This window comes from Serratia sp. G204Y (assembly GCF_051172435.1).
GTDB lineage: Bacteria > Pseudomonadota > Gammaproteobacteria > Enterobacterales > Enterobacteriaceae > Serratia > Serratia sarumanii.
This window is the reverse complement of the sequence record NZ_JBPIZA010000001.1, coordinates 1,901,330-1,925,902: the sequence shown is the minus strand read 5'-3', so window position 1 is coordinate 1,925,902 and position 24,573 is coordinate 1,901,330. Positions and strand designations below refer to the sequence as shown.

24 protein-coding genes are annotated in these 24,573 nt (G+C 60.0%); 11 read left to right on the top strand and 13 right to left on the bottom strand.

The window, feature by feature from the left end:
* Positions 1–83: 83 nt before the first annotated feature.
* The 5 genes from ACSBQQ_RS09445 to ACSBQQ_RS09425 are packed head-to-tail and all read right to left on the bottom strand — an operon-like array spanning position 84 to position 5,942.
* Complete coding sequence (locus tag ACSBQQ_RS09445) at positions 84–803, bottom strand: enoyl-CoA hydratase-related protein (protein ID WP_033637933.1); 720 nt, start codon at positions 801–803, stop codon at positions 84–86.
* Positions 796–1,968 carry an MFS transporter gene (locus ACSBQQ_RS09440; RefSeq protein WP_060387552.1) on the bottom strand — a complete coding sequence of 391 codons (1,173 nt, stop codon included), beginning with the start codon at positions 1,966–1,968 and terminating at the stop codon, positions 796–798. The genes ACSBQQ_RS09445 and ACSBQQ_RS09440 overlap by 8 nt, the downstream gene beginning before the upstream one ends.
* Positions 1,965–3,176: a 5-aminolevulinate synthase gene (gene hemA, locus ACSBQQ_RS09435; protein ID WP_033646541.1), complete on the bottom strand. Its 1,212-nt coding sequence runs from the start codon at positions 3,174–3,176 to the stop codon at positions 1,965–1,967. Before hemA ends, ACSBQQ_RS09440 begins: the two co-directional genes overlap by 4 nt.
* Positions 3,177–3,191: 15 nt before the next feature.
* Complete coding sequence (locus ACSBQQ_RS09430; protein ID WP_060387553.1) at positions 3,192–4,403, bottom strand: acetyl-CoA C-acyltransferase; 1,212 nt, start codon at positions 4,401–4,403, stop codon at positions 3,192–3,194.
* A gap of 9 nt (positions 4,404–4,412) precedes the next feature.
* Positions 4,413–5,942 carry a 3-hydroxyacyl-CoA dehydrogenase NAD-binding domain-containing protein gene (locus ACSBQQ_RS09425; protein ID WP_060387554.1) on the bottom strand — a complete coding sequence of 510 codons (1,530 nt, stop codon included), beginning with the start codon at positions 5,940–5,942 and terminating at the stop codon, positions 4,413–4,415.
* 335 nt (positions 5,943–6,277) lie between these two features.
* Here ACSBQQ_RS09425 and ACSBQQ_RS09420 point away from each other — a divergent pair, with 335 nt between their 5' ends.
* The 3 genes from ACSBQQ_RS09420 (at position 6,278) to ACSBQQ_RS09410 (ending at position 8,462) form a co-directional block, all read left to right on the top strand.
* Positions 6,278–6,994 (top strand): LuxR family transcriptional regulator, encoded by a 717-nt coding sequence (locus ACSBQQ_RS09420; RefSeq protein WP_060426508.1) that lies wholly within the window; start codon positions 6,278–6,280, stop codon positions 6,992–6,994.
* A 181-nt stretch (positions 6,995–7,175) separates the two neighbouring features.
* Positions 7,176–7,604 carry a universal stress protein gene (locus tag ACSBQQ_RS09415; protein ID WP_033637941.1) on the top strand — a complete coding sequence of 143 codons (429 nt, stop codon included), beginning with the start codon at positions 7,176–7,178 and terminating at the stop codon, positions 7,602–7,604.
* Positions 7,605–7,781: 177 nt separating this feature from the next.
* Positions 7,782–8,462, top strand: coding sequence for a hypothetical protein (locus ACSBQQ_RS09410; protein ID WP_033637942.1), 681 nt, complete (start codon positions 7,782–7,784; stop codon positions 8,460–8,462).
* A gap of 45 nt (positions 8,463–8,507) precedes the next feature.
* On the opposite strand, the gene ACSBQQ_RS09405 is transcribed toward ACSBQQ_RS09410, so the two are convergent.
* From ACSBQQ_RS09405 to ACSBQQ_RS09385, 5 genes are all read right to left on the bottom strand, one after another.
* The gene (locus tag ACSBQQ_RS09405; protein WP_060387556.1) at positions 8,508–9,521 is read right to left on the bottom strand and encodes an Ldh family oxidoreductase; all 1,014 of its coding nucleotides are present in this window, start codon (positions 9,519–9,521) and stop codon (positions 8,508–8,510) included.
* Between the two features lie 19 nt (positions 9,522–9,540).
* Positions 9,541–11,106, bottom strand: coding sequence for an APC family permease (locus tag ACSBQQ_RS09400; RefSeq protein WP_033646537.1), 1,566 nt, complete (start codon positions 11,104–11,106; stop codon positions 9,541–9,543).
* Between the two features lie 44 nt (positions 11,107–11,150).
* On the bottom strand, positions 11,151–12,767 hold the full coding sequence (locus tag ACSBQQ_RS09395; protein WP_060428403.1) for an aldehyde dehydrogenase (NADP(+)): 1,617 nt from the start codon (positions 12,765–12,767) through the stop codon (positions 11,151–11,153).
* A 54-nt stretch (positions 12,768–12,821) separates the two neighbouring features.
* Entirely contained in the window at positions 12,822–13,742 is a 921-nt protein-coding gene (locus tag ACSBQQ_RS09390) for a dihydrodipicolinate synthase family protein (protein WP_060428405.1), read from the bottom strand.
* Positions 13,743–13,950: 208 nt separating this feature from the next.
* Positions 13,951–14,805, bottom strand: coding sequence for an AraC family transcriptional regulator (locus ACSBQQ_RS09385; protein WP_033646534.1), 855 nt, complete (start codon positions 14,803–14,805; stop codon positions 13,951–13,953).
* Between the two features lie 389 nt (positions 14,806–15,194).
* Here ACSBQQ_RS09385 and ACSBQQ_RS09380 point away from each other — a divergent pair, with 389 nt between their 5' ends.
* From ACSBQQ_RS09380 to ACSBQQ_RS09365, 4 genes are read left to right on the top strand one after another with little or no spacing between them, the layout of a single operon-like run.
* Positions 15,195–16,142: a 4-hydroxyproline epimerase gene (locus tag ACSBQQ_RS09380; RefSeq protein WP_033654191.1), complete on the top strand. Its 948-nt coding sequence runs from the start codon at positions 15,195–15,197 to the stop codon at positions 16,140–16,142.
* Complete coding sequence (locus ACSBQQ_RS09375; RefSeq protein WP_060428407.1) at positions 16,142–17,266, top strand: NAD(P)/FAD-dependent oxidoreductase; 1,125 nt, start codon at positions 16,142–16,144, stop codon at positions 17,264–17,266. The genes ACSBQQ_RS09380 and ACSBQQ_RS09375 overlap by 1 nt, the downstream gene beginning before the upstream one ends.
* Complete coding sequence (locus ACSBQQ_RS09370; RefSeq protein ID WP_033646529.1) at positions 17,263–17,523, top strand: (2Fe-2S)-binding protein; 261 nt, start codon at positions 17,263–17,265, stop codon at positions 17,521–17,523. Before ACSBQQ_RS09375 ends, ACSBQQ_RS09370 begins: the two co-directional genes overlap by 4 nt.
* Positions 17,516–18,784 carry an FAD-dependent oxidoreductase gene (locus ACSBQQ_RS09365; RefSeq protein WP_033646528.1) on the top strand — a complete coding sequence of 423 codons (1,269 nt, stop codon included), beginning with the start codon at positions 17,516–17,518 and terminating at the stop codon, positions 18,782–18,784. The genes ACSBQQ_RS09370 and ACSBQQ_RS09365 overlap by 8 nt, the downstream gene beginning before the upstream one ends.
* Positions 18,785–18,825: 41 nt before the next feature.
* Here ACSBQQ_RS09365 and ACSBQQ_RS09360 read toward each other — a convergent pair whose 3' ends face one another.
* A complete protein-coding gene (locus tag ACSBQQ_RS09360) occupies positions 18,826–19,185 on the bottom strand; it encodes a hypothetical protein (protein ID WP_033646527.1) in 360 nt (119 codons plus the stop codon).
* Between the two features lie 544 nt (positions 19,186–19,729).
* On the opposite strand from ACSBQQ_RS09360, the gene ACSBQQ_RS09355 reads away from it, so the two are divergent.
* Both ACSBQQ_RS09355 and ACSBQQ_RS09350 read left to right on the top strand, forming a co-directional pair.
* Positions 19,730–20,044 (top strand): hypothetical protein, encoded by a 315-nt coding sequence (locus ACSBQQ_RS09355; RefSeq protein WP_033637956.1) that lies wholly within the window; start codon positions 19,730–19,732, stop codon positions 20,042–20,044.
* Positions 20,045–20,215: 171 nt separating this feature from the next.
* The gene (locus ACSBQQ_RS09350) at positions 20,216–20,647 is read left to right on the top strand and encodes a hypothetical protein (protein ID WP_033646526.1); all 432 of its coding nucleotides are present in this window, start codon (positions 20,216–20,218) and stop codon (positions 20,645–20,647) included.
* A gap of 18 nt (positions 20,648–20,665) precedes the next feature.
* Here the strand turns inward: ACSBQQ_RS09350 and ACSBQQ_RS09345 are convergent, their stop codons facing one another.
* Complete coding sequence (locus ACSBQQ_RS09345) at positions 20,666–21,007, bottom strand: GlpM family protein (protein WP_033637958.1); 342 nt, start codon at positions 21,005–21,007, stop codon at positions 20,666–20,668.
* A gap of 121 nt (positions 21,008–21,128) precedes the next feature.
* Positions 21,129–21,353: a DUF2594 family protein gene (locus ACSBQQ_RS09340; RefSeq protein WP_004927950.1), complete on the bottom strand. Its 225-nt coding sequence runs from the start codon at positions 21,351–21,353 to the stop codon at positions 21,129–21,131.
* Between the two features lie 702 nt (positions 21,354–22,055).
* Between ACSBQQ_RS09340 and uvrY the strand changes: the two genes are divergently transcribed.
* Both uvrY and uvrC read left to right on the top strand, forming a co-directional pair.
* A complete protein-coding gene (gene uvrY / locus ACSBQQ_RS09335) occupies positions 22,056–22,712 on the top strand; it encodes a UvrY/SirA/GacA family response regulator transcription factor (protein WP_004927947.1) in 657 nt (218 codons plus the stop codon).
* Positions 22,705–24,537 (top strand): excinuclease ABC subunit UvrC, encoded by a 1,833-nt coding sequence (uvrC, locus tag ACSBQQ_RS09330; protein ID WP_033637959.1) that lies wholly within the window; start codon positions 22,705–22,707, stop codon positions 24,535–24,537. The genes uvrY and uvrC overlap by 8 nt, the downstream gene beginning before the upstream one ends.
* Positions 24,538–24,573 lie beyond the last annotated feature (36 nt).

Below are 24,573 nucleotides of genomic sequence, written 5' to 3'. Positions count from 1 at the left end.
GCCCAGCGCCAAGAGGCGGGCTGCGTAAAATGAGCGGTGGCGGAAAAGCGGGAAATGTCGGTTCAGGCGAACCGGCGGGAGAATTATCGGCGGGCGGCAGCCTGGCGCAGGCGCTCGACCGGGCCTTGTTGAAAAGCGAATGAGGGGGCTTCTTGCCGTGCCAGCCCCTGGCGCACGATGGCCTTCACCGTTTGGCTGGCTGCAAGATCTTTTGCGGCGATCTGTTCGGCGATGCGCAGCGCCTCTTCCCGGGCCGCCCCCTCGCTGATACGGGAAATGGCGCCGTGCGACAGCGCCTCCCGTGCGCCGACGGTTCTGCCGGTTAGCAGCCAGTCGAGTGCGACATAGGGGGAAATGCGCGTCGGCAAGCGCGCGCATCCACCTTGTGCGGCGACTAACCCGAGCCCGGTTTCGGGGAAACTGAAGCGCGCGTTCTGGCCGGCGACGATCAGATCGCACGCCAGCGCCAGCTCAAAGCCGCCTCCGTACGCGATGCCGTCAACGGCGGCGATGATCACCTTGGCGATCTGCGCATGGATCAGCCCGCCAAACCCCTCCGGCGTGACGATGGGCAGTTCGCCCTGACGGAAGGCGTCGACATCCATGCCGGCGGAAAATACCGCCGGTTGACCGGCCAGAACGATCGCGCGCACCGAGTCATCGTTATCCGCCTGCCGCAGGTAAGTGCGGATCAGCTCGGCCATCTGCAGGTTGATGGCGTTCTTTTTTTCCGGCCGATTGAGGGTGATGACCGCAACCTGCTCGCCATGGCGCTCATAAAGCACCGGAAGGGCTTTACTCATTGCCGGTCTCTCCCCGGAAAAACAGCAGTGTCAGCAGCAGGGCGATGGCGCCGAGCGGCAGCGAAAACAGCGGCAGGTAATAGGCCGGCAGCGCGTAGAGCGTCAGGCCGCCCAGCATGCCGCCCGCCGCGATGCCGGCGTACAGCACCGAGCTGTTGAGCGACACGGTCAGCGCGCCAAAGCGTTTCGACAGCGACAACAGGTGATGCTGGATCGGCACCAGGTACATCCAGCCGGTGATGCCCCAGACCAGGAAGATGGCCAGCACCCACCAGGGGGAAGTGACATAAAAGGCCAGCAGAAACAGGGACAGCGTCTGGATCGCCACGGAAAACAGCAGCACGAACTTGCTGCCGAGGGCATCGGTTAACGCGCCGGAGGCAAAGTTGCCGATCACCGCGCCAATGCCGAACACCAGCAGCGCGAGGGGCAGGATCGCCTGCGGGCCGAACTGGGTGTTTTTCAGCAATACGCTGACGTAGCTATAGACGATGTGTTCCGAGCAAACGGCGAAAAAGGTGATCAGCAGCGTGGTCAGCACCGCCTTTTGCCGCAGCGGGGCGAGCCGCTCTTTCAGCGAATGCTTGCCTGGCGGCGCGATGGCGCGCAGCGCCAGCGACAGGCCCAGCAGCGCAATCGCCCCCAGCAGGGCGATGAACAGGAAGATTTCACGCCAGCCGATCAGTTTGGCGAGAAAAGTACCGAACGGAATGCCGAGCGCAATAGCCAACGTCATGCCGCCATAGACGATGGAAATGGCCAGGCCGCGGCGTTTTTCCGCCACCAGCCCCACCGCGGCGGCGGCGGCCTGCGGCGTGTAACAGGCTGCTCCCAATGCGGCCAGCACTCTGCCGAGCGAGATCTGCAGGTAGCTGGTGGCCCAGGCGCAGGCCAGGTTGCCGGCGATGAACAGCACCAGCGCCAGCTGCAGGATATGCTTGCGGTTGACGTTGCCCAGCAGCCAGGCGGTCAGCGGCGCGAACAGCATATAAGCCAGTGCGAATATCGATATCAACTGCCCCGCTTGCGCGGGGCTGACGGCAAAGGTGTCGGAAATGTCGCTGAGCACGCCGGCGACGATAAAGGCGTCGGTGCCGATGGCGAACGTGCCGGTCGCCATCAGACAGAGCGTGACCAGATGGCCGTTATAATCCGCTAACGTCATCCCGCCCTCCGCAGATCGTTCGCCGCCCAGACCCGCCCCAGCGCGGCCAGGAACGTCTCCACGTCGGCATGGGAGTGCGCCGAGGTCGGCGTCACCCGCAGCCGCTCGCTGCCTGCGGGCACCGTCGGCGCATTGACCGGTTGCACGTAAATATCATGCTCATCGAGCAGCACTTTGCTGATGTGTTTGTTGCGGTGCGGATCGCCGACCCTCAGCGGCAGGATATGGCTGTCGGCCGACACCAGCGGGATGCCGGCGGAGCGCAGGCCGGTTTTCAGGTGATCGACGATCGCCAGCAGGTGCTTGCGCTGGGTGTCATGCTCGAGGTTGTATTTAAAACTGGCCAGCGCGGCGGCCACCACCGGCGCCGGCGACGAGGTGCTGAAGACGAATGCCGGAGCCCAGCTGCGCACCGCCTCCACCACCGAGCGGGGCGCGGCGATATAACCGCCCGCCGCACCGTAAGATTTGCCGAACCCACCCTGAATAATGGTGATTTTATCCAGCAGGCCCAGCTGTTCGGCGTAGCCCAGCCCCCGTTCGCCATAGACGCCGGCGGAGTGGATCTCGTCGAGATAGGTCAGCGCCTGATATTGCTCCGCCAGCGCCACGATCTGCGCCAGCGGGGCGAAGTCACCGTCCATGGAATACAGCGACTCGAAGGCGATCAGCTTTGGCCGCGCCGGATCGGCGGCCTGCAGCAGTTCGGCAAGGTGTGCCACGTCGTTGTGGCGGAAGATCTTTTTCTCCGCTTTGCTGTAGCGGATACCGTAAATCATCGAGGCGTGATTCAGCTCGTCGGAGAACACGATCAGATCGGGAATGGCGTCGCACAGGGTGGACAAGGTGGCGTCGTTGGCGCCGAAACCGGTGGTGAACAGCAGCGCCGACTCTTTGCCGTAGGCGCTGGCCAACAGCGTTTCCAGCTCACTGTGGTAGACCGAGGTGCCGGAAATGCTGCGGGCGCCGCAGGTGCCCAGCCCGACCCGGTTAACCGCTTCGGTGGTGGCCAGCAGCACTTTGGGGTGGTGGCTCATCGCCAGATAGTCGTTCGAGCACCAGACGTTGAGGCGGCGCTCACCGTGGTGCCCGTGGCTGGTGGCCCAGGGTTTGTCCTGCACGCCGCGTTCAAGGTTGAGGAACTCGCGAAAACGCCCCTGTTTTTTGGTTTCCGCCAGCTTTTCTTCAAGAATGTTCAGTACGCTCATCGTATGTTCCTTGTGTTAAACGGCTTTAAGGTTTAATGACAGCCCCTGACCGACGCCGACGCACATCGTCACCAATGCGTTGCCGGCCTGCCGATCGCGTAGTTCCAGCGCCGCCGACAGCACCAGGCGCGCGCCGGACATCCCCAGCGGGTGACCGAGCGCGATGGCGCCGCCGTTCGGGTTGACCCGCGCGTCGTGGGCGTCGATGCGCCAGTGTTTCAGCGCCGCCAGAACCTGTGAGGCGAAGGCTTCGTTAATCTCGATGATGTCGAAGTCGTTCAAGGTGAACCCGCCGCGCTGCAGCAAGCGCTCGGTGGAGGCGATCGGCCCCAGCCCCATCAGCGCCGGTTCAACGCCGGCGGCCGCGCTGTCGCCGATCTCCGCCAGCGGTTGCCACCCCTGGCGTTTCACGTAGCGCCCGGAAGCCAGCAGCAGCGCGGCGGCGCCGTCGTTGATGCCGGAAGCGTTGCCCGCCGTGACCGAACCGCCGGCGGAGAACGCCGGTTTCAGCGCCTGCAGCTGCTGCAGCGTGCTGAGGCGCGGAAACTCATCCTGCGCGAATGTACGCATGGTCTTGCGATCCGCCGGCACGTCCACGGGCGTGATTTCCCGCGCCAGCCGGCCGCTGTCGATCGCCCGGCGGGCCTTTTGCTGCGAGGCCAGCGCGAACAGATCCTGCTCCTCGCGCGAGATGTACTGCCGTTGAGCCACGTTTTCCGCCGTGATGCCGAGCGGATCGCTGCCGTAGCGCTCCGCCAGCCGCGGGTTAACAAAGCGCCATCCCAGCGTGGTGTCGTACAGCTTCACCCCCTTGTCGAACGGCGTGTCGCCCTTGCTCAGCACATAGGGCGCGCGGCTCATGCTTTCCACGCCGCCGGCCAGAATCAGTTCGCTAAGGCCGCTGCGGATTTTCGCCGCGGCGTAGATCACCGCATCCAACCCAGAGGCGCAAAGGCGGTTGAGGGTGATGGCCGGCACCGACGGATCCAGCCCGGAAAGCAGCGCCGCCATGCGGGCGACGTTGCGGTTGTCCTCGCCGGCCTGGTTGGCGCAGCCCAGCACCACTTCGTCCAGCTTCGCTTCCGCCGCCGGATGGCGCTGCAGCAGACTGCGGATGATCGTTGCCGCCATGTCGTCGGGGCGGGTATGCGCCAGGCTGCCGCCATAGGCGCCAATCGCCGTGCGCGTGCCGTCGATCAGATAAACGCCGTCATCGTTAATGCTCATCATGGATCCTTAAGGCGTGGTCGTCAGCACCGGTTGCGCGGCGTGTAGAAGGGTGTAATGCGGCGCATAGCGTGCCGCGTGCAGCAGCTGCGCCAGGTTGCTCAGCGTCGTCCTGACGTTTTTCTCCCCCAGGCTATCGAGCCAGCCGAAAATGCCGTCGGCGTAGTTAACGCCGGCGACGGCGGCGACATCGATGTCTTCCCGGCTGCAGACGCCGCTTTCCACCATGATCACCGACTCGTTGATCAGGCTGCTGAGGACGCGGGCGACGATCAGCGCCGGGGAGTCCTTGATAAATTCAACCTGCGGGATTGCCGTGTGCAGCAGGCGTAAAAACAGCGCCTTATTGGCCGCAGAGGCGTGGCGGTTGTGCGCTGCCACCAGATACGCCGTGTCGGCGTAGTTCAGGGCGACATCGACCACAAAGGCATCCGCCGCCGTCAGCTCCGCCAATTGGCTCGCCGTGCGGCCATCGGTGACGCTGACGGTGAAAGCCTCATTGATCTGGACGGCCGGCCCCAGACCCGGTAAGGCCGGCCGTTGCTCCACGCGCAGCCGTGGCCACTGAAGCGCGGCCCGCTGTTGCAACAGGGTAAAAAAAGGGTGTTCGCCGTAAACGCGCAGCGTCTCGACGTCTGCATTGGAGGCGGCCGTTACCGGTAAGGCGTTTTCTTCGGCGGCAAAATAGGAGCGGCCGTTCTTTTTCCCCAACAGACCGGCATCGACCAGCGAACGCTGCAGATGGCCGGGGGTATAGCGCGGATCGTATTGCATGTCCTGCCAGATTTGCCGGCTGACCTGATAGTTGATGTCCTGGCCGATAAAATCGGTCAGCTCGAGCGGCCCCATGCGAAAGTGCCCGCCGGCCTTGAGGGCGCGGTCGATCTGCGGCGCGCGCGCCACGTGTTCTTCCAACAGGCGGAACCCTTCCAGGTAGTAGGGGCGGGCCATGCGGTTGACGATAAACCCCGGCGTGGCCTGGCAGACGACATCGCGTTTCCCCAACGCGGCCACCAGCTGACGGCAACGTTCGGTGGTGGCGCGTGCGGTAAAGTAGGCCGGGATGATTTCAATCAGTTTCATCAGCGGCGCGGGATTGAAAAAGTGCAAACCGATAAACCGCTCGCTGTGCGTCACCGCGGTTGCCAGCTTGTTAAGCGACAGTGAGGAGGTATTGGTGGCGATCAGCGTGTCGGGCTTGACCGCCGCGGCGATGGCCGCCAGCACCTCAAGTTTGGTTTGCTCTTGCTCGGCGATGGTTTCTATCACCAGATCGCTGTCGGCGATAGTCTCAAACACCGAGGTGAACACCAGATTGGCCAGCACTGCGCCTTTATCCTGCAGCGCGATCTTGCCCTGTTCGACTTTCTTGTTCAGGTCTTGCGCGATATATTCGCGAGCCTGATTGAGGGTATTGCCGTTGCGATTATAAAGCACCGTGCGAATGCCTTTTTGCGCGAAAAGATAAGCGATGCCTCTGCCCATCGTTCCCGCACCGATAATCGCAGCCGATTGAATTGCCGCATTACTTTCTGCCATAGAAAATCCCCGTCACTGTATGCCATGCGAAATTCGCAAATGCTTATTATCTCTTTGGATTTACGGCGGCACCGGGTGCCTGTCTGGAAAGTAATTGGCGGTGCCTTGGCTGTCTAACGGTAGAAATGACAGGTTTACGCGCCGAGGATATTATGCTATTCGCGTAGTTTTCCTGTGCGGCGCAATAAAAAGGCTTATTTTAAGGGGAATAGCTGTTTTCGTTATAGCGTTGGTATTTTTTATTATATGAAACGGCTACTGACGCCGGACGGCGATATTCTATAGTGAGTCTGACCTATCGATAAATCGGCATCGCTATCTGGAGAACCTGCGTTATGGATACCCGCACTCAACGGCTCATGGCGGAGGTGATTGGCAGCCTGGCCGATCGCGAACGTTTTCTGACGCAGCTGGGGCCCTGCGCTGAGGCGTTGGGGTTTGATTATTTCTCCTACATCGTGTTTTCCTGTTATCCGGCCAGCCGCCCCAAGATGCTGATCGAAGGGAATTTTTCAGCGAACTATCTCGAAGATTATCGGCGGCAGCGGGTGTATTTGCAGGATCCGGTTATTGAGCGCGCTCACCATTCCACGCTGCAGTTTCAGTGGGACGAAAGCTTTTATCACGAGCGGCCGCTGGTTTGGCGGCATATGGCGCAGTTCGGCCTGTGCGCCGGTTGGTCGCAGTCGGTCAAGGATTGCTATGGCCGGCTGGGGATCCTGACGTTTGCCGGCAAAGCGCTACCCGAGCAAACGCCGCAAGCGCGGGCGGCAAATGAAACCTTCTTCCTTTGGCTGGCGCAAACCGCCCATAAAACGCTGCGTGAAGCCTTGATCTCGGTGAACGACGACGCGATAAAAGATGTGCTGACGCTGCGCGAAAAAGACATCCTACGCTGGTGCAGCGAAGGGAAAACGGCGGAAGAGATCGCGCTGTTGATGGGGGTGAGCGAGCGCACGGTCAATTTCCATATCGGCAACTCGATTAAAAAACTTTCTGTCGCTAATAAGACCGCCGCCACCGCCAAAGCGGTTTATTTGCAGCTGATTTAATCTCGAGCAATAAATAATTAAGTCCCTATCCGTTATCGGCGTAATGTTTATATTTTGTTAAATTAAGAACTGTCCTTATTCAGTATTTACCCCCCGATCACAAAAGCGTGATAAAGCGATTCACCGCGGCCGTGCGCGGCAGTATTCTGTAGGCACCCGGTTTACATAGAAAGGACGTGATATGTACAAGACTATTTTAGTGCCGATCGATATTGAAGAGGATCTGTTGACCGAGCATGCGCTGAAGCATGTGGAATATTTGGCGAAGCTGTCCGGCGCTAAAGTGCATTTCTTCCATGCGCTGCCGGATGCCTCGGCGTTTGTTACTGCCTATTCGTTCGGTCTCAAGGAGTTTGAGAATCAGGCGGAAGTGAAGGCGGTGGATAAACTGAAGAAAATCATGTCCGAAATCGATCTGCCGTTGGATCGCCTCAATTATACCGTCAGCTTCGGCTCTGCACGCGATCAGGTGTTGGAACTGGCGGAAGAGATCGACGCCGATCTGATCATCATCGGTTCGCGTCGCCCGAGCGTGAAAACCTATCTGCTGGGATCTAACGCCGCCGCTATCGTTCGCCATGCCAATATTTCGGTAATGGTGGTCAGATAATCCATCTTAAGCCCACCGTTTTCGGGCGCGTTCTGCGGTTGCCGGTCGGCAGCAGAGCGTGCCTGGCGCTTTATTGCCATCTCAGCCTGAGCTGCTACGATTTTAGCTGACGTTTTTATGCCAACCGGGCCACCGGCCTTGCGCATATTCTTCATCTCAGCCAGAAGAGGGGCAGCTATGCCATTAGAAGTCGATGGGATTATCAGAGGCGATCGGGGCAGTGAACCGAGCCGTTGGCAACATGCGTCAACCAAGCCGCTTATTACGCTGACCTGGCATCACACCATTCCCTGGAACTGTTTGCGTAATGTCTGGAATGGTCTGGTGGCGGGGCAGCATTGGGACGCGCTGGACGAGTTTATGAACCTGATCGGTGTGCCAAACCGCGCCGAGGTGCTCAAACAGATCAAAAATAAAAATCTGCAGGATCGCGATGGATTACACACTCTGGTGACCTGGCAAGGATGGAATATCGTCGAGGGGCCAGGTAACGAATATCGCGCGCAGGGGGACGATCCCGGCGAAAACTTCGACGGTTGGTCGGGTAAGGGAATGAGCACTAATCAGCAAGCGACGCTGCAGCAGGTCAACGTGTTGTATCAGGTGATGGCGCCGTTGGGAAGCCGGGCGCTGGATGCCGCCAGACAGGCGCCGCCCATTACCGCTGAGGAAGCGGGCGTCTTGCAACGGACGATTAAACAGACCCGCCCAACGTTGCGAGGAAAGGAACCGATCCGGTGGCAAGAAGATATGTGGCATCAGGTGCAGCCGGGTAAAGAGGCGAAACACTTTGCCCGCTGGGATACCAAACCGGTGTGGCGCAAGCGCCTGCACAGCGATCTGGCTCAGGCAGGATAAGCCTTTCCCCGCGCCGGGTTGCCGGCGCGGGGCATTAACCCGGCGCTAATCGCACAGCGCCACGATTTCGTCGTACAACGTCCTGGGGATTTCCACGCCGTATTGCTCGCTCTGGCGCCGCTGCCGATAACGGCGTTCGCCGGGAATGCGTGCGCCTTGCGCCTGCATATCGGCAAACATCGCCTCTGCTCCGGCGAAATATTTCGCCTTATCCGCACCGAGAAAACGCTCAGGATCCAACGCGATGATCAGCTCACCGCCGTAAGGCGACGAACCGGTGCCGTCGTCATAGGCCAGCGATTCCTTGCTGGTCATATCGCCGATCAGCGGCCCGGCCAACAATTCCACCATCGCTGCCAGCGCCGAGCCCTTATGCCCGCCGAAGGTCAGCATTGCACCCTCCAGCACGCTGGCGGCATCGGTGGACGGATTGCCCGCCTTATCAATGCCCCAGCCTTCAGGCAGCGGGGTGCCGGCGCGGCGATGCAGTTCGATTTCGCCGCGCGCCGCCGCGCTGGTGGCCATGTCGAACAAAAACGGCGGCCGATCCGCACGCGGCCAGCCGAAGGCGATGGGGTTGGTGCCGAACAGCGGTCGCGAACCGCCGGCCGGCGTCACCCACGCGTGGCTGGGCGTGCAGGCCAAGGCCACCAACCCCTGTTCGATCAGCGGTTCGATGTCGGCCCACAGCGCGGAGAAATGCACGCAGCGGTTGATCGCCAGCGCGGCGATGCCATTGGCGCGCACCTTCTCGATAAAGACCGGCAGAGCGGTGCGGTAGGCCAGCAGGGAAAACGCGCCGCCGGCGTCGGCGCGCAAGATGGCCGGTGCCTGGTCGAACAACCTGGGCATCGCATCGGCAGAGACCTTGCCTGCCCGCAGCGATCGCACGCAGCCCAACAGCCGGTATAGCCCGTGAGAAGCGCAGCCGTCGCGTTCACCCTGGGTGACATTTTGCGCCACCGCCTCGGCATGAGCCGGATTGAAACCGTTGCTGCGCAGCGTACGCAACGCCAGTTGATAAGCCTGTTCCAGCGACAGCACGTGCATGGATGTCATTTCGATGTCCTCCCCGAGTTCATTCTTCTTCATCGCCGATAAAATTGGCCTGGGGTAAACAGGTATAGGCGCCCCAGTAGTAAATCGCCAGCGCAATCACCGCCATGGTGAGGGTGTCCCACGGGTGGGCAATAGCGCCGATGCCGCCAAAGCTGCTGAGATAGGAAAGCCCGATCACCAGCGCATAGAAGACGATCAGCCACAGCGAGGACCAAATTTGCTGCCGGAGGCTAACGGCATGGGTCGGCACCTGATTCTTGAACAGGATGTAGATGAAGAACATCAGGATCTGCAAGCCGAGCAGCCAGGAGACGGTGTCCCAGCCGGACCAGAAGACGATCAGCGCCGAAATGATAAACGACAGCGGGCCGAGCACGCAGAAACCGCGCACCCGGAACGGACGCGGCATATCGGGCGCATTGCGCCGCAGCCCGGCGGCGGTGACCGGGGCGATGGCGTAGCTCAGCACCAGGGCGGCGGACACCACGCCGATCAGCTTTTCCCACGACGGGAACGGCAGCGTCCAGAATACCGAGAGAGCGAAGGTCAACCACAGCGCCGGGCGGGGGATGCCGGAGTCGCCATCCACCCGGGTGAACAGTTTGAAGAAGGTACCGGCGCGTGCCCAACCGTAGATCACGCGAGGCGTGGCGTTCATATAGATGTTGCCGGTGCCGCTCGGCGAAACGATCGCGTCGCTGACCACCAGAAACGCCAGCCATCCCATGCCGAGCGTGATGGCGATGTCGCGGAACGGCAGGGAGAACTGTTGGCTGATGCCGGCCCAGCCGCCGCTCAGCATCTCGCTGGGGATACTGCCGAGAAACGCTATCTGCAGCAGCACATAGATGATGGTGGACAGCACCACCGACAGGATCAGCGCGATGGGAATGGTGCGCTGCGGCCGTTGCACCTCGCTGGCGACCGAAATGATCGGCGTCAGGCCGAGGTAAGCAAAGATGATGCCGCCGGCGGAAATGGCGGCCTCAACGCCGGCGGAACCGAAGGGGGCAAAGCCCTGGCTGTGCAGGTTTTCCGGTTTGAAAAAGCTGAACAACACCACGATCACCAGCAGCGGCACCAGAAACTTCAGCACGCTAATCAGGTTATTGGATTTGGCGAAGGTTTTTACGCTGTAATAGTTGAGCGCGAAGAAAAAGCACAGCAGCGCCAACTGCACCAGCCAGCCGACCGGGGTCGGGTCGCCGGAACCCGGCTGGCTGAGGAACGGGAACCAGGCGGCGGCGTACTGCCGGGCGGCGACGACTTCGATGGCGATCAGGCTGGAGAAGGCGATCAGCGTGATAAATCCCAGCAGATAACCCATCAGTTCGCCGTGTGAGAATACCGGATAGCGAATGATGCCGCCGGCGCGCGGCAGGGCGGCGCCCAGCTCGCAGTAGACGATGCCGAGCAGCAGCACCGCCAGGCCGCCGATCAGCCAGGAATAGATGCCGGCCGGGCCGGCGATGGAGGAGACATGGCTGGCGGCGAACAGCCAACCGGAGCCGAAGATGGCGCCCAGACCGATGAACGTCAGATCGGTGAGCGTAAGCTGCTTCTTGAATTTGCCTTGGGTTGTCATGGTATTACCCTTTTGTTATTGAGTGGCAGGCAGATGCGGCCGGGCTAATTTTGGGCAGGTGAAACCAGGGGATCTCGGGTGTAAACGCCGTTCACCAGCCGTAGCAGGTTGAGCGGGTTGGCGTCCTGCAGCGCCGGCGGCAACAGCGCTGCGGGGGTGTTTTGCAAACAGACCGGCCGCAGGAAACGCTCGATGGCCAGCGTGCCTACCGAGGTGCCGCGCGCGTCGCTGGTGGCCGGATAAGGGCCGCCGTGCACCATGGCGTCGCACACCTCCACCCCGGTAGGATACCCGTTGAACAGCACCCGACCGGCTTTGCGCGCCAACAGGGACGTCAGCCCGGCGGCCATCGCGAGATCGTCGTCGTCCGCCAGCAGCGTGGCGGTCAACTGGCCTTGCAATGCCGCCAGCGCCGCATGCAGCTGCGCTTCGTCATCCATCGCCACCAGGATGCTGACCGGGCCGAAGACCTCTTGTTGCAGCAGCGGGTCGGCCTGCAGCAGCAGCGTCCCCTCCGCCTGATAAAGCTGCGCCGCCGCGCGAAGAGCGGGCGTTTCGCTGCGGCCTGCCAGACGCCGCATACCCGGGTGGGTATCGAGGGCCGCCAGCCTGTGACGGTAGTGCTCCAGCGTGCCGGCATTCAGCATCGGTTGCGGCTCGGCGGCGTTGACCAGGGCGCTCATCGTTTCGGTCAGCCGCTCGAAGGCGGCGCCGCGCAGCGCGACGATCACGCCGGGCTTGGTGCAGAACTGACCGCAGCCGAGCGTGAAGGAAGAGACCAATTCCTGTGCGATGAGCTGCTCGCGCCGCGCCAGCGCCTTGGGCAGGATCACTACCGGGTTGATGCTCGACATTTCGGCGAAGACCGGGATAGGTTGAGGGCGTTGCGTCGCCAGATCGAAGAGCGCCCGGCCACCTTGCAGCGAGCCGGTGAATCCCACCGCCTGAATCGCCGGATGTTGTACCAAATCGGCCCCCACGCGGTTGCCGAAGATCATGTTGAAGACGCCGGCGGGCATCCCGGTGCGTTCCCGTGCGCGCTCGATCGCCTGAGCGGTCAGCTCCGCGGTGATCATATGGCCGCTGTGCGCCTTGAACACGATCGGGCAGCCGGCGGCGAGCGCGGCCGCGGTATCGCCGCCCGCGGTGGAAAACGCCAGCGGAAAGTTGCTGGCGCCGAAGACTGCCACCGGGCCGAGCGCCGTGCGGTATTGACGAAGATCGGGGCGCGGCAGGGGGGAACGCTGCGGCAGCGCGCAGTCGATGCGCACGCCCTCGACGTCGCCGCGCCGCAGCAGCGTGGCGAACAGCCGCATCTGGCCGCTGGTTCTGGCGCGTTCGCCGCTCAACCGCGCCTGGGGCAAGGCCGTTTCCTGCATGGCGAAGGCGAAGAAAACATCATCCAACGCGTCTATCTCCTCGGCGATGGCGTCGAGAAAGTTAGCGCGTTGTTCCGCGCTGAGCTGCGAATAGGGCGCAAAAGCCGCGGCGGCGGCTTCGGCGGCGGCGGCGGTTTCTGCCGCCGTGGCCTGGTGGAAGCGGTAACCGGTCGGCTGACCGTCGTCGGCGCGCAGGCTGAGCAGCGCCGCTTCCCCTTCGGCGCGGCGCTGGCCGCCGATAAATTGTTGGCCGCTGATGGCGGCATAGCGAGCGTTGGGCATCGGTTCCCCCGGTAGAGAAAGCATGACGCCCTGCATGGCCGGGCGGTGAAGGCGTTACAGGCCGACGTTCGGCAGCGACGGGCGAGTGGCCAGCGCTTTATCGATCATGGCGTTGATCTCGCTGAGCGTTTCCCCCTGCAGCGCCAGGCGCGGCGGACGAGTGACGGCGCTGCCGCGGCCGACTCGCTGCTCGCAAAGCTTGATGCACTGCACCAGGTCAGGGCGGGCATCGAGGTGCAGCAGCGGCATGAACCAGCGGTACAGCGCCAATGCTTCCTCATAGCGTTTTTCCTTCGCCAGCCGGAACAGGGTTTCCCCTTCGCGCGGGAAGGCATTGGACATGCCGGAGATCCAGCCTTGCGCGCCGACGGCGATGCTTTCCAGCACCACATCGTCCAACCCGGCGAACAGCACGAAGCGATCACCGACTTCGTTGCGCAGATCGATAAAGCGGCGGGTGTCGCCCGACGAGTCTTTGAAGCACACGATGTTCTCGCAGTCGACCAGCGAGGTCAGGATGTCGGGCGTGACGTCATTTTTGTAAATGGGAGGGTTGTTGTAGACCATGATCGGCAGATCGGTCACGCCGGCGACGCTGCGGAAATGCGCGGCGGTTTCGTGCGGCTTGGCGGAGTAGACCAGCGCCGGCATCACCATAATCCCGTCGACGCCGGCCTTTTGCGCTTCACGCGCCATATTCTGCGCGAAGGCGGTTGTGAACTCGGCGATGCCGGCGATCACCGGCACTTTACCGTCGGCGGCGTCTCTCGCCACTTCGATCACCGCCAGCTTTTCCTGCACCGTCATTGAGGTATTTTCACCGACGGTGCCGCACACCACCAGGCCGGAGACACCGTCGCGCACCAGGTTTTTGATCACCGTATGAGTGGCGTCGAGATCCAGAGAGAAATCGTTGCGGAACTGGGTCGTCACCGCCGGGAATACGCCGCTCCAGCTTATGGCTTTATGGCTCATCGTGTTTGTCCTGTCGTCCGTAAGTGTTAATGAAAAGTGAATCTTTGGTAAGGCTCACCGACAGATTGACCGGTATTGCGCAGGGAGGCTTGACGCTTTTCGCCGATTGCCGCGACGAAATTGGCACAATGCCGGCGGAACGCGGGCGTGAAAAATCCGGGCGCCGGCGCACCGTGAAAAGAGGGGGGTAACCAGATAAATCAGCGCGTTAAGCGGAAAGCGTCAGGCGGAAATCGCGCGGCGTGGAGCCGGTCATCGCTTTGAACTGACGGCTGAAGGCGCTGTGATCGGTGTAGCCGCACTGCAGCGCGATGTCGGTGATCGGCAGATCGCCGGCCAGCAGTTCAGTGGCCTTTTCCAGCCGCACTTTATGGATCATCTGGCGCGGGGTGAGGTGGAAGATACGTTTGCAGTAGCGTTCGATCTGCGCCACCGACAACCCGGTCAGTGCCGTCAGCTCCTCAAGCGCGATCGGCCGGGCATAGTGGCGGCGGATGTGCACGTCGATCGCCGCCAGCCGTTGGTAGGCCGGGTGATTGGCCCTGGCCTCCTGCAGATCGTGAGAAATACCCGCCATACCGATGATTTTTCCCTGTGCATCATACAGCGCCAGCTTTTGCGTCAGGCACCAGCCGGTTTCTCGGCCGTTGTACAGGTGCATTTCCAGCTGATCCTGGATCAGCACGCCGTGGCGCAATACCCGCAGATCCTGCTCGGTATAGTCGGATCCGAGCTGAGCGGGAAAAACGTCGGCGGAGGTTTTGCCCAGCAGCGGCGTGACGGTTTTGAAACCGCAGCGCCTGGCCAGCGTGAGGTTGGCCAGCAGGTAGCGGGCCTGGGCGTCTTTGATAAAGAACACCACGTTGGGGATCGCGTTCAGCAACGGCGCGATCAGCGCCAGCGTATTCAGCAGATCGCGCAGGTTGTTCGGGCGCTGCTGCGCCAGCCCGTCGCACAGGCGTGACAGATGTTCGACGGCAAAAACGTCCTCCTGTTCCGGCAGCCCCACGAGTGAAGGCGGCGAGAGAGAAACCGGAGGCTGATAGTCTGAAGTGGATCTCATAGCAGTCCCTTTTCGGTCGTTAGCCGGGAAAACAGGCGGGTCAGGTTGATGTCTTCGCATCAATATTAACTTTTCTGTAACGAATCAAGCGCTATTTCCGGCCACCTGCCAAATATGCGGATTGCCGCATACTTTTGCCGGACGGCGCGTGGCGGTTGCTTGAAAACTGCGGCGTTTCTCGTCATGCGGAGATTTAGCATGAAAGTAACGTCATGATAAATAAGTTATTGTTATGGCATTCGTTAATATCATGCCCGCAACGCGTCAGGCCTGACTTTTGTCACTATGCTGATTTCTTCATTCGCCGCGCCGAAACGCATCAAGCCGTTAAGCCCACATTCGTTCAGGCTAACGCTATTGGTAACATCTCATTAACTCAGGAGACGCCGATGGCACTTTCTGCGCATATCACCGCTTTGCGGGCGATCGATTCTCATACCGGCGGAGAGCCGACCCGCCTGATCGTGGAAGGTTTTCCCGATCTCGGCGCGGGCAGCATGGCGGAACGGCGGGCGCGCTTCGCGCAACATTATGATGATTGGCGCTGCGCGGTGATGCTCGAACCGCGCGGCAATGACGTGCTGGTGGGGGCGTTGCTGTGCCGCCCTTGCTCGCCACAGGCCACCGCCGGGGTGATCTTCTTTAACAACAGCGGCTATCTGGGCATGTGCGGGCACGGCACTATCGGGCTGATCGCTTCGCTGGCGCACCTGGGGCGCATCCACGCCGGGCGCCATCTGATAGAAACCCCGGTCGGCCCGGTAAACGCCACGCTGCACGAGGACGGCAGCGTCACGGTAGAGAACGTGGCGGCTTATCGTTACCGCCGCCAGGTGCGGCTTGAGGTGGCGGGTTACGGGCCGGTGACCGGTGACATCGCCTGGGGCGGCAACTGGTTCTTCCTGATCGGCGAGTCGCCGTTGTCCATCGATAAACAAAATCTGGAGGCGTTGACCGCGTTCACCTGGGCGGTGCGGCAGACGTTGGAACAGGCGGGCATTCACGGTGAAGACGGCGGAGCGATAGACCATATCGAACTGTTCGGTGACGATCCGCAGGCCGACAGCCGCAGCTTCGTGCTGTGCCCCGGTAAAGCCTATGATCGTTCCCCGTGCGGCACCGGCACCAGCGCCAAACTGGCGTGTCTGGCGGCGGACGGCAAACTGCCGCCGGACACGCAGTGGCGGCAGGCCAGCGTGATCGGCAGCGAATTCCAGGCCTATTATCGTTGGAACGGCGATCGCATCGCCCCCTTTATTCGCGGGCAGGCCTACGTGTGCGCCGATAGCCAGCTGCTGCTCGACGAACGCGATCCCTTCGTCTGGGGAATACGCTGATGGGCGCCGAGCGGGGAGCCGATGTCATCGTGGTCGGCGCCGGCATCATCGGCGCCGCCTGCGCCTGGCGGTTGGCGCGGGAAGGCTATCGCGTCTCGGTGGTGGACGATCGCCGCGCCAGCGCCACCGCCGCCGGCATGGGGCATCTGGTGTGCATGGACGATAATCCGGCCGAGCTGGCGTTGAGCGCTTATTCGCTGCGGTTATGGCGTGAAGTGACGGGGCGCATGCCGCAAGCGTGTGCCTGGCGCGGCTGCGGAACGCTATGGCTGGCGGATAAAGCGGATGAAATGGCCATCGCCGAGCAAAAGCGGGTGCGGCTGGCGGAGCAGGGCGTGGCCGCGGAATTGCTGACGGCGGAACAGATCGCCGCCATGGAGCCGATGCTGCGGCACGGCCTGGCCGGCGGACTGCGGGTGCCGGGCGACGGCATTCTGTATGCGCCGCTCGCGGCTCGCTGGCTGTTGGCCGACGGTGGTGCGGCAATCGACGTGGTGCACGGCGAAGCGGCAGCGCTGGAAGAGGGAGCCGTGCGGCTGGCGGACGGCAGACGCCTGGCCGCGCCGGTGGTGCTCCTGGCGTGCGGCCTTGGGGCCAATGGCCTATTGCCGCAGACTTTGCTGTACGCCAAAAAGGGCCATCTGGCGATCACCGATCGCTACCCGCTGCGGGTGCGGCATCAACTGGTGGAGTTGGGGTATGGGGCCAGCGCGCATGCCAGCGACGGCACGTCGGTGGCATTCAATGTGCAGGCACGGCCCACCGGGCAATGGCTGATCGGTTCTTCTCGCCAGTTCGGCGCCGTCGATTCGGTGTTGGACATGCCGCTGTTGGCGGCGATGCTTGCGCGTGCGCAGCATTTCTTGCCCGCACTGGCGCAGATGAACATCATTCGCTGCTGGACCGGGCTGCGCGCCGCCTCCGCCGACGGGCTGCCGCTGTTGGGCGCGCATCCACGGTATTCCTGGCTGTGGCTGGCACTGGGGCACGAGGGATTGGGCGTCACGACCGCCCTCGGCAGCGCTGCGCTGATCGCTGCGCAGATCGGCCGGCAAACGCCGGAGATTGACGATTCCCCGTATTTGGCGGCGCGGGCGTTTGCCGCCGAGGAGCTGCCTGTATGAATGAAAGACAAAACACGATCGCGTTGAGCATCGATGGCGAGCACCGGCGGGTGCCGGTTGGCCTCAGCGTTGCTGCGGCGCTCAGCCTGTGCGGCGACGATCGTTGTCGGTTGTCTGTTTCACATCAACCGCGCGCTCCCTTTTGCGGCATGGGCGTTTGTCAGGAGTGCCGGGTGAACATTAACGGTCTGCGTCGCCTGGCGTGCCAAACGCTGTGCCAAGCCGGCATGCGCATTGAGAGGAGCGATGATGAGTAACTTAGACTGTGAGGTGCTGATCGTCGGTGCCGGGCCGGCCGGCATGGCGGCGGCGCTGGCCGCGGCGGAAAGCGGTGGCCAGGTGCGAATGATTGATGATAATCCGCATCCCGGCGGGCAAATTTGGCGCGATGGGCCACAGGTGGTTTTGCCTGAAACGGCGAACCGCTATCGGCAGGCGGTGGCGACGAAGGAAAATATTGCGCTGCAGCCCGGTTGCAAGCTGGTGGCGCAGTGTGGCGCTAACCGATTGGCGTATGAAGACGCCGATGGCTGCGGCGTGATTCGCTATCAAAAGCTGATTCTATGCAATGGCGCGCGTGAACTTCTGCTGCCGTTCCCCGGCTGGACGCTGCCGGGGGTGACCGGCGCCGGTGGTCTACAGGCGCAAATCAAGCAAGGGCTGGCTATCCGCGGCGAACGAGTGGCGATAGCCGGCAGCGGGCCGCTGCTGTTGGCGGTGGCGAACAGCGTGAAACAGGCCGGAGGCGAGGTGGTGCTGGTGGCTGAGCAGGCGCCGCTTTGGCGGTTGGCGGCGTTCGCCGGCGGCCTGTGGCGTTGGCCAGGCAAGCTGCGTCAGGCGTTTTCTCTGATGCCGCATCGTTACCGTGCCGGTAGCCGGGTGCAGGCGGCGTTGGGGCAAGAACGTTTAACCGCGGTGCGCGTCAATAACGGCGGGCGGGAAAGAACGATCGCCTGCGACAGGTTGGCCTGCGGTTTTGGTCTGGTGGCGAACATTGAGTTGGCGATGCTGCTGGGGTGTCGGATAGAACACGACGCCGTAGCGGTGGATCATTGGCAGCAAACCAGCCAGGTGCAAATTTTTGCTGCCGGGGAATGTACCGGCATCGGCGGCAGTGAATTGGCGCTCACCGAAGGCGCCATCGCCGGTTATGCTGCCACCGGGCAGCGGGAAAAGGCGGATCGCCTGGCGGCGCAGCGGCGGCGATGGCGGCGTTTTGCCACGGCGGCGGCCAGAGCCTTCGCTCTCGATGAGCGCTTGGATTCGCTGGCCAAACCACAAACGCTGCTGTGCCGCTGTGAAGACGTCATGCTGGAACAGGTGCGTCATCAGCCGGATTGGCACACGGCCAAGCTGGGCAGCCGCTGTGGCATGGGGGCATGTCAGGGTAAAGTCTGTGCGACGGCGGCGAGGCAGCTTTTTGGCTGGCCTTTGCCGCCGCCGCGTGTGCCTTTAACGCCGGTCAGAGCGGAAACGTTGGTTGCGCTGGGGCTGCTTGGCGATGACGACGACGGCTGAATGGCTTAGCGGGCATTCCGCACCCGGCAAACGCCGCTATATCACCATTGCGGCCAATAGTAGGTTTTCTCTCGCCAGCCTTTGCCGTACATGCAGGCTTCGATGGTGGCGTCTCGTGCGGACTGATTGCGATCGGTTTGCACTGTTTTAATCGACGGTTCCTTGTCATAGCGGTATCCCGATGGACAGTCTTTCTTATTTTTCTCGCAAGGAATGTATTTGTTTTCGTAGCTGAACTCCACGTCCCGCACCATGTCCGGCGGAAAACGTTCGTAGCCGCGACTGCGGCATTCGGCATATTCGGCATTTCGGGTACTCTCAACCGCGCCGGGCCTTTCCCATTGGGTGCAGGCGGTCAACATCAATAACGGCAAGGCAATCAAACAACGGCAATTCTTCATGGTGTCCCTAACTCTTTCTCTATCCTGAGGCTCGCTGACTAGGAATGTTCCTAACCGGTGAGGTAGGGAAGTGTAATAAACTGGCGCAATAATTGGAAATGATAATGGTTATTGTTTAGGTATGATTGAGGAAGTGCCGCGTTGAGAGAGGATGTGGCGCATTGAGTGAAGTCTGTAGGAAGCGGCGACCTCATGGCGAGGGCAGGTCGATGTGGCGCTGGTTTTTTCATTTTCTTTTTGCCGCAAGGATCCGAGCATCATTGCATCGTTATGAGTAGAGAAATAATATGCAGGCTAAGTATGTTCTTAGCTGGTTTGAATATTATCTTTATTTAGGATATTTACCCATGCCAAGAATTTAATTCTCGGTATTAATACCCTATTTTTTTTATTTCTGTTTTTTTAATGGGGTTTTATTTTCGGATTTTATCCAGAAGAGAATTTTTAGTTACAGGGAATTCATTTGCATTTTAATTTTGGATTTTTTAAATTCAGTTCAGAGGAAGGATAACCGTTCGCGACAGCTACAAAAAAGGAGTTTATTTTGTCAGGGATAAAGAAAACGCCTGAAAGTCATGACGGTTTACCTGCACCATCAGAGGATTATGATACTTTTAAGCACCTCTCCGATGTTGGCTCCGTGTTGGGATATGGGCGAACTCGCTTTTATCAGTGGTGCCGTAGCCGCGGATTTCTAACTCCGATGAACGTTCCGTCTCATGAAATGATCGCCCTGGGATATATGGTGGCGGTGTTATCAGAGACCGGCCATACCCGGGTTTACGTCACGCAGGATGGTTTCAGTTACGTCAGTGGCGCTTTTGCTGCAGATATCCAACGTGGCATGATCAAGTTTTAAATCTGCAAGAATCGCCTTTATTTCAATGGCTTTAATGCAGAATCTTCTTATCGCTGCAGGTTCGTGGGAGGAGTGGGAAGTTATCCGATTTTTTCGTTTCTGCGGCATGAATGCTACTGGAGACAGCTATTCTCTTGTTACGATAAGCATTATTTTCTTCAGGAGCCAAGGATGAAGCATTACGCCGCGTTGTTATTTGCCTCTGCACTGTTGACGGGATGTGCGACCCAAGCCGTGCCGCCGCAACAGGCTGAGTTGCCCCCCCCAAGCCGTCTGATGCTCTATCAGAATATCCCGGATACGCCTTACGCCACGGTGGTGGTGGTGCGCGACAGCGGAATGCTGGCGGGCAGCTGCCGCACCGGCGTCTATGTGAATGGGGAGTTTGCCGCTTCGCTGGAGGCGAAAGAAAAAGCAGAGTTTCGCGTGCCGCCAGGCAATGTTTCGGTCAGTATCGGGCAAGATATGATCGAGAATCACCTGTGTATTTGGCGTGAGACCGGCGGCAGTATACCGATGACGCTGCGCGCCGGTGAACGCCGCTATCTGCGTATCGCCGGCGATCGGCAGCGTGGCTTTGTTTTGCAGGCGGGGCGACCGTAATCTGCCCTGGCAAGGGCGTTAACGCCCTTGCCACCATCCCCATAGCGTAATTAATAGCCACGCAGCCGCAATCCAGCACAGTACCGCCGCCCCCAGAGCCAACGACAGCCGCAAACTGTTGATCAGGAAATACAGCGAGATCAAATACACCAGGTAGGGCAGCACCGCCCACATGCCAAAAATCAGCGTGGTTTTCAGCGCCGCAATGGAACGCTCGTTGCCAACAATGTAATGCGCAATCAGGGCGAAAGTGGGAAAGAGCGGGACTAAACCGGCGATATAATAGTTGCGCGTTTTGGCCAACAGGCCGATCAGAACCACGACCAGCGCGCCGATCAGCGCTTTGACAAGGATAGCCATAACGGTCTCGGGTGTGGGGGAAAGTCAACACACTGCCCGAAAGCACGTGCAAGATCAATGGGGTGTGGCGTAGCGCGGTGAAAAGCAGACCCACAAGAAGTGCGGGTCTGGGATGCAACGCTTACTGACGGTAAGCGTGCTTGATTTGCTGAATGCTGTTCTTAAAGATTTCCGCCTGGGTAGGATCTTCAATCTGGGCGATGAAACGTTCCATGTTGATGATGACTTTCCCGGCGTCGGCCTGGCCGATCGACTTCAAGATCAGCGTCAGCGTAGCTTTGAGGCAGGCAACCTCGGTCGCCAAGATTTCCGGGTTTGCAGACGTAGTGAAATCAACGTTGCTCATTTTCTCTCCTGATTTTTTGAGGCCGTAGCCTGATACAAGCTGCTTTGGCGCACCGCGCGCGGGCTAAACGTTGCCCCGCGCGCAGCGGCGAATTTAACTGGGCGCGGAGTATAGCATAGCATGCGTCCGTCATCTGCACCGGGCTTGTTCCGGTCATGCGGGTGGGCAACGTTCGCTCATTGCCATGCTGAATCATCCGCTGTCGGCCAGTTATTTCGAGGTGGTTAACAAGTATTTGTCCGGCACGTTATTGTTGAACAATGGGGGGATTATAATTATTTGGGCAGGGAACACCGATTTTACCGGCGTTTGCCGGGAATAATAGTTTCGAACGCGGTTTGCCAAACCCACGTTGGCGGCGGATTTTGTTACGCCTTTAAATATCAAATGATTACAAAAAGCCAGCGGCCGTGTTAATATTATGCATGTCGCGATTGCTTACACAGATTTCTCACGCGCAACGTGATTGTCGCGCTATCCTGTGTTTGGTGCAGCGCCGCGCAATTATTTTCGTCGTCCGATCTTTTCCAACGTGACGATTTATCGGCGGCATAGACGGCTAAAATTGAAAAATCAGCTCTGCTCCGCAAAGTTATTCGAAAGTATGTATTAATCTGTGTTCATTCTTGTCTGAAAAACAAGTAATATCTCTGGCGAAAACAGAGGCCGATTGCGTTACTCCCTTTTTTTGGAGATTTTTCCTTGATTAGCGTTCTTCTTGTTGATGACCACGAACTGGTGCGCGCAGGGATACGACGCATTCTTGAAGATATCAAAGGTATAAAAGTTGTCGGTGAGGCTCAGTGCGGTGAAGACGCCGTAAAATGGTGCCGTGGCAACGCTGTCGATATCGTGCTGATGGACATGAATATGCCGGGCATTGGCGGGCTGGAAGCCACGCGCAAGATTGTGCGTTATGCACCCGACGTCAAAGTCATCATGTTGACCATCCATACTGAAAATCCTTTGCCCGCGAAGGTGATGCAGGCGGGTGCCGCCGGTTACCTGAGCAAGGGCGCCGCGCCGCAGGAAGTGATTAACGCCTTGCGTTCCGTGCATGCGGGGCAGCGCTATATCGCGTCTGATATCGCCCAGCAGATGGCCCTGAGTCAGCTGGAGCCGCAGGCTGAAACGCCGTTCAGCTGCCTGTCTGAACGCGAGTTACAGATCATGTTGATGATCACCAAAGGCAAAAAGGTGAATGAGATCTCGGAGCAACTGAGTCTCAGCCCGAAAACGGTGAACAGCTACCGTTACCGCATGTTCAGCAAACTGAATATCAGCGGCGACGTCGAATTGACTCACCTGGCCATCCGACATGGATTGTTCAATGCGGAGACGTTGTTAAGCAGTGAATGACCGTTTTGATGCCAAAGCCTTCCTGAGTACCGTCACCAGCCAGCCCGGCGTCTACCGTATGTACGACGCCACGGGTACGGTGATCTACGTCGGTAAAGCCAAAGACCTGAAAAAGCGTCTCGCCAGCTATTTTCGGCAGCAGGTCAGCAGCCGTAAAACCGAGACGCTGGTTAAAAATATCGCGCAAATAGACGTAACGGTTACCCATACCGAAACAGAAGCGCTGCTGTTGGAACATAACTACATTAAATTGTACCAACCGCGATATAATGTTCTTTTGCGAGACGATAAATCTTACCCGCTGATTTTTCTCAGTGCGGATACCCATCCCCGTTTGGCGGTACATCGCGGCGCCAAACACGCCAAGGGCGAATATTTCGGGCCTTTTCCCAACTCTTACGCCGTACGCGAAACGCTGGCGCTGCTGCAGAAGCTGTTCCCGATCCGCCAGTGCGAAAACAGCGTATATCGCAACCGGTCGCGCCCGTGCCTGCAGTATCAGATCGGCCGCTGTCTGGGGCCTTGTGTTGCCGGCCTGGTGAGCGAAGAAGAATACCGGCAGCAGGTGGACTACGTACGGCTGTTTCTTTCGGGCAAAGATCAGCAGGTATTGCACCAGCTGATTGCGCGTATGGAAGAAGCCAGCAAACTGCTTAATTTCGAAGAGGCGGCGCGCATTCGCGATCAAATTCAGGCCGTGCGCCGCGTCACCGAGCGGCAGTTCGTGTCGGGCGACAGCGACGATCTGGACGTGATCGGCGTGGCGTTCGATGCCGGTATGGCGTGCCTGCACGTGCTGTTCATCCGTCAGGGCAAGGTGCTGGGCAGCCGCAGCTATTTCCCTAAAGTGCCGGGCGGCACGGATATGGGCGAAGTGGTGCAGACCTTTGTCGGTCAGTTCTATCTGCAGGGCAGCCAGGCGCGCACGCTGCCCGGTGAGATCCTGCTGGATTTCAGCCTGCCGGAAAAAGACCTGCTTGCGGAGTCGCTCTCCGAGTTGGCGGGGCGCAAGATCCAAATTCAAAGCAAACCGCGCGGCGACCGCGCCCGTTATCTGAAGCTGGCGCGTACCAACGCGGCAACGGCGTTGACCACCAAGCTTTCGCAACAGTCGACTATTCATCAGCGGCTGGCGGAATTGGCCAAGGTGCTGAACCTGACGGAAATCAACCGCATGGAGTGCTTCGATATCAGCCACACTATGGGCGAACAGACCGTGGCTTCGTGCGTGGTGTTCGACGGTAACGGCCCGGTGCGAGCGGAGTATCGGCGCTACAATATCAGCGGCATCACTCCCGGCGATGACTACGCGGCGATGACGCAGGTGCTGAAGCGCCGTTACGGCAAGGCGCTGGAAGAGAAAAAGATCCCGGATGTCATCTTTATCGACGGCGGTAAAGGGCAGCTCGGCATGGCGATCGACGTCTTCAAATCGCTGAACGTCACCTGGGACAAGAATAAGCCGCTGCTGATTGGCATCGCCAAAGGCGCCGATCGCAAGGCCGGATTGGAAACGTTGTTCTTCGTGCCGGAAGGCGAGGGGATTTCGCTGCCGCCGGATTCGCCGGCGCTGCATGTGATCCAACACATCCGCGACGATTCGCACAATCATGCGATTACCGGCCACCGGCAGAGAAGGGCGAAAGTCAGAAATACCAGCGCATTGGAGCTGATTGAAGGCGTAGGGCCGAAACGGCGCCAGGTGCTGTTGAAGTATATGGGCGGACTGCAACCTTTGTTGAACGCCAGCGTGGAGGAAATTGCAAAAGTGCCGGGTATTTCACAAGCATTGGCAGAAAAGATCTACAATGCATTGAAACACTGAGGGCAATGTAGCAACATACTCTTAATTTCCACTCTA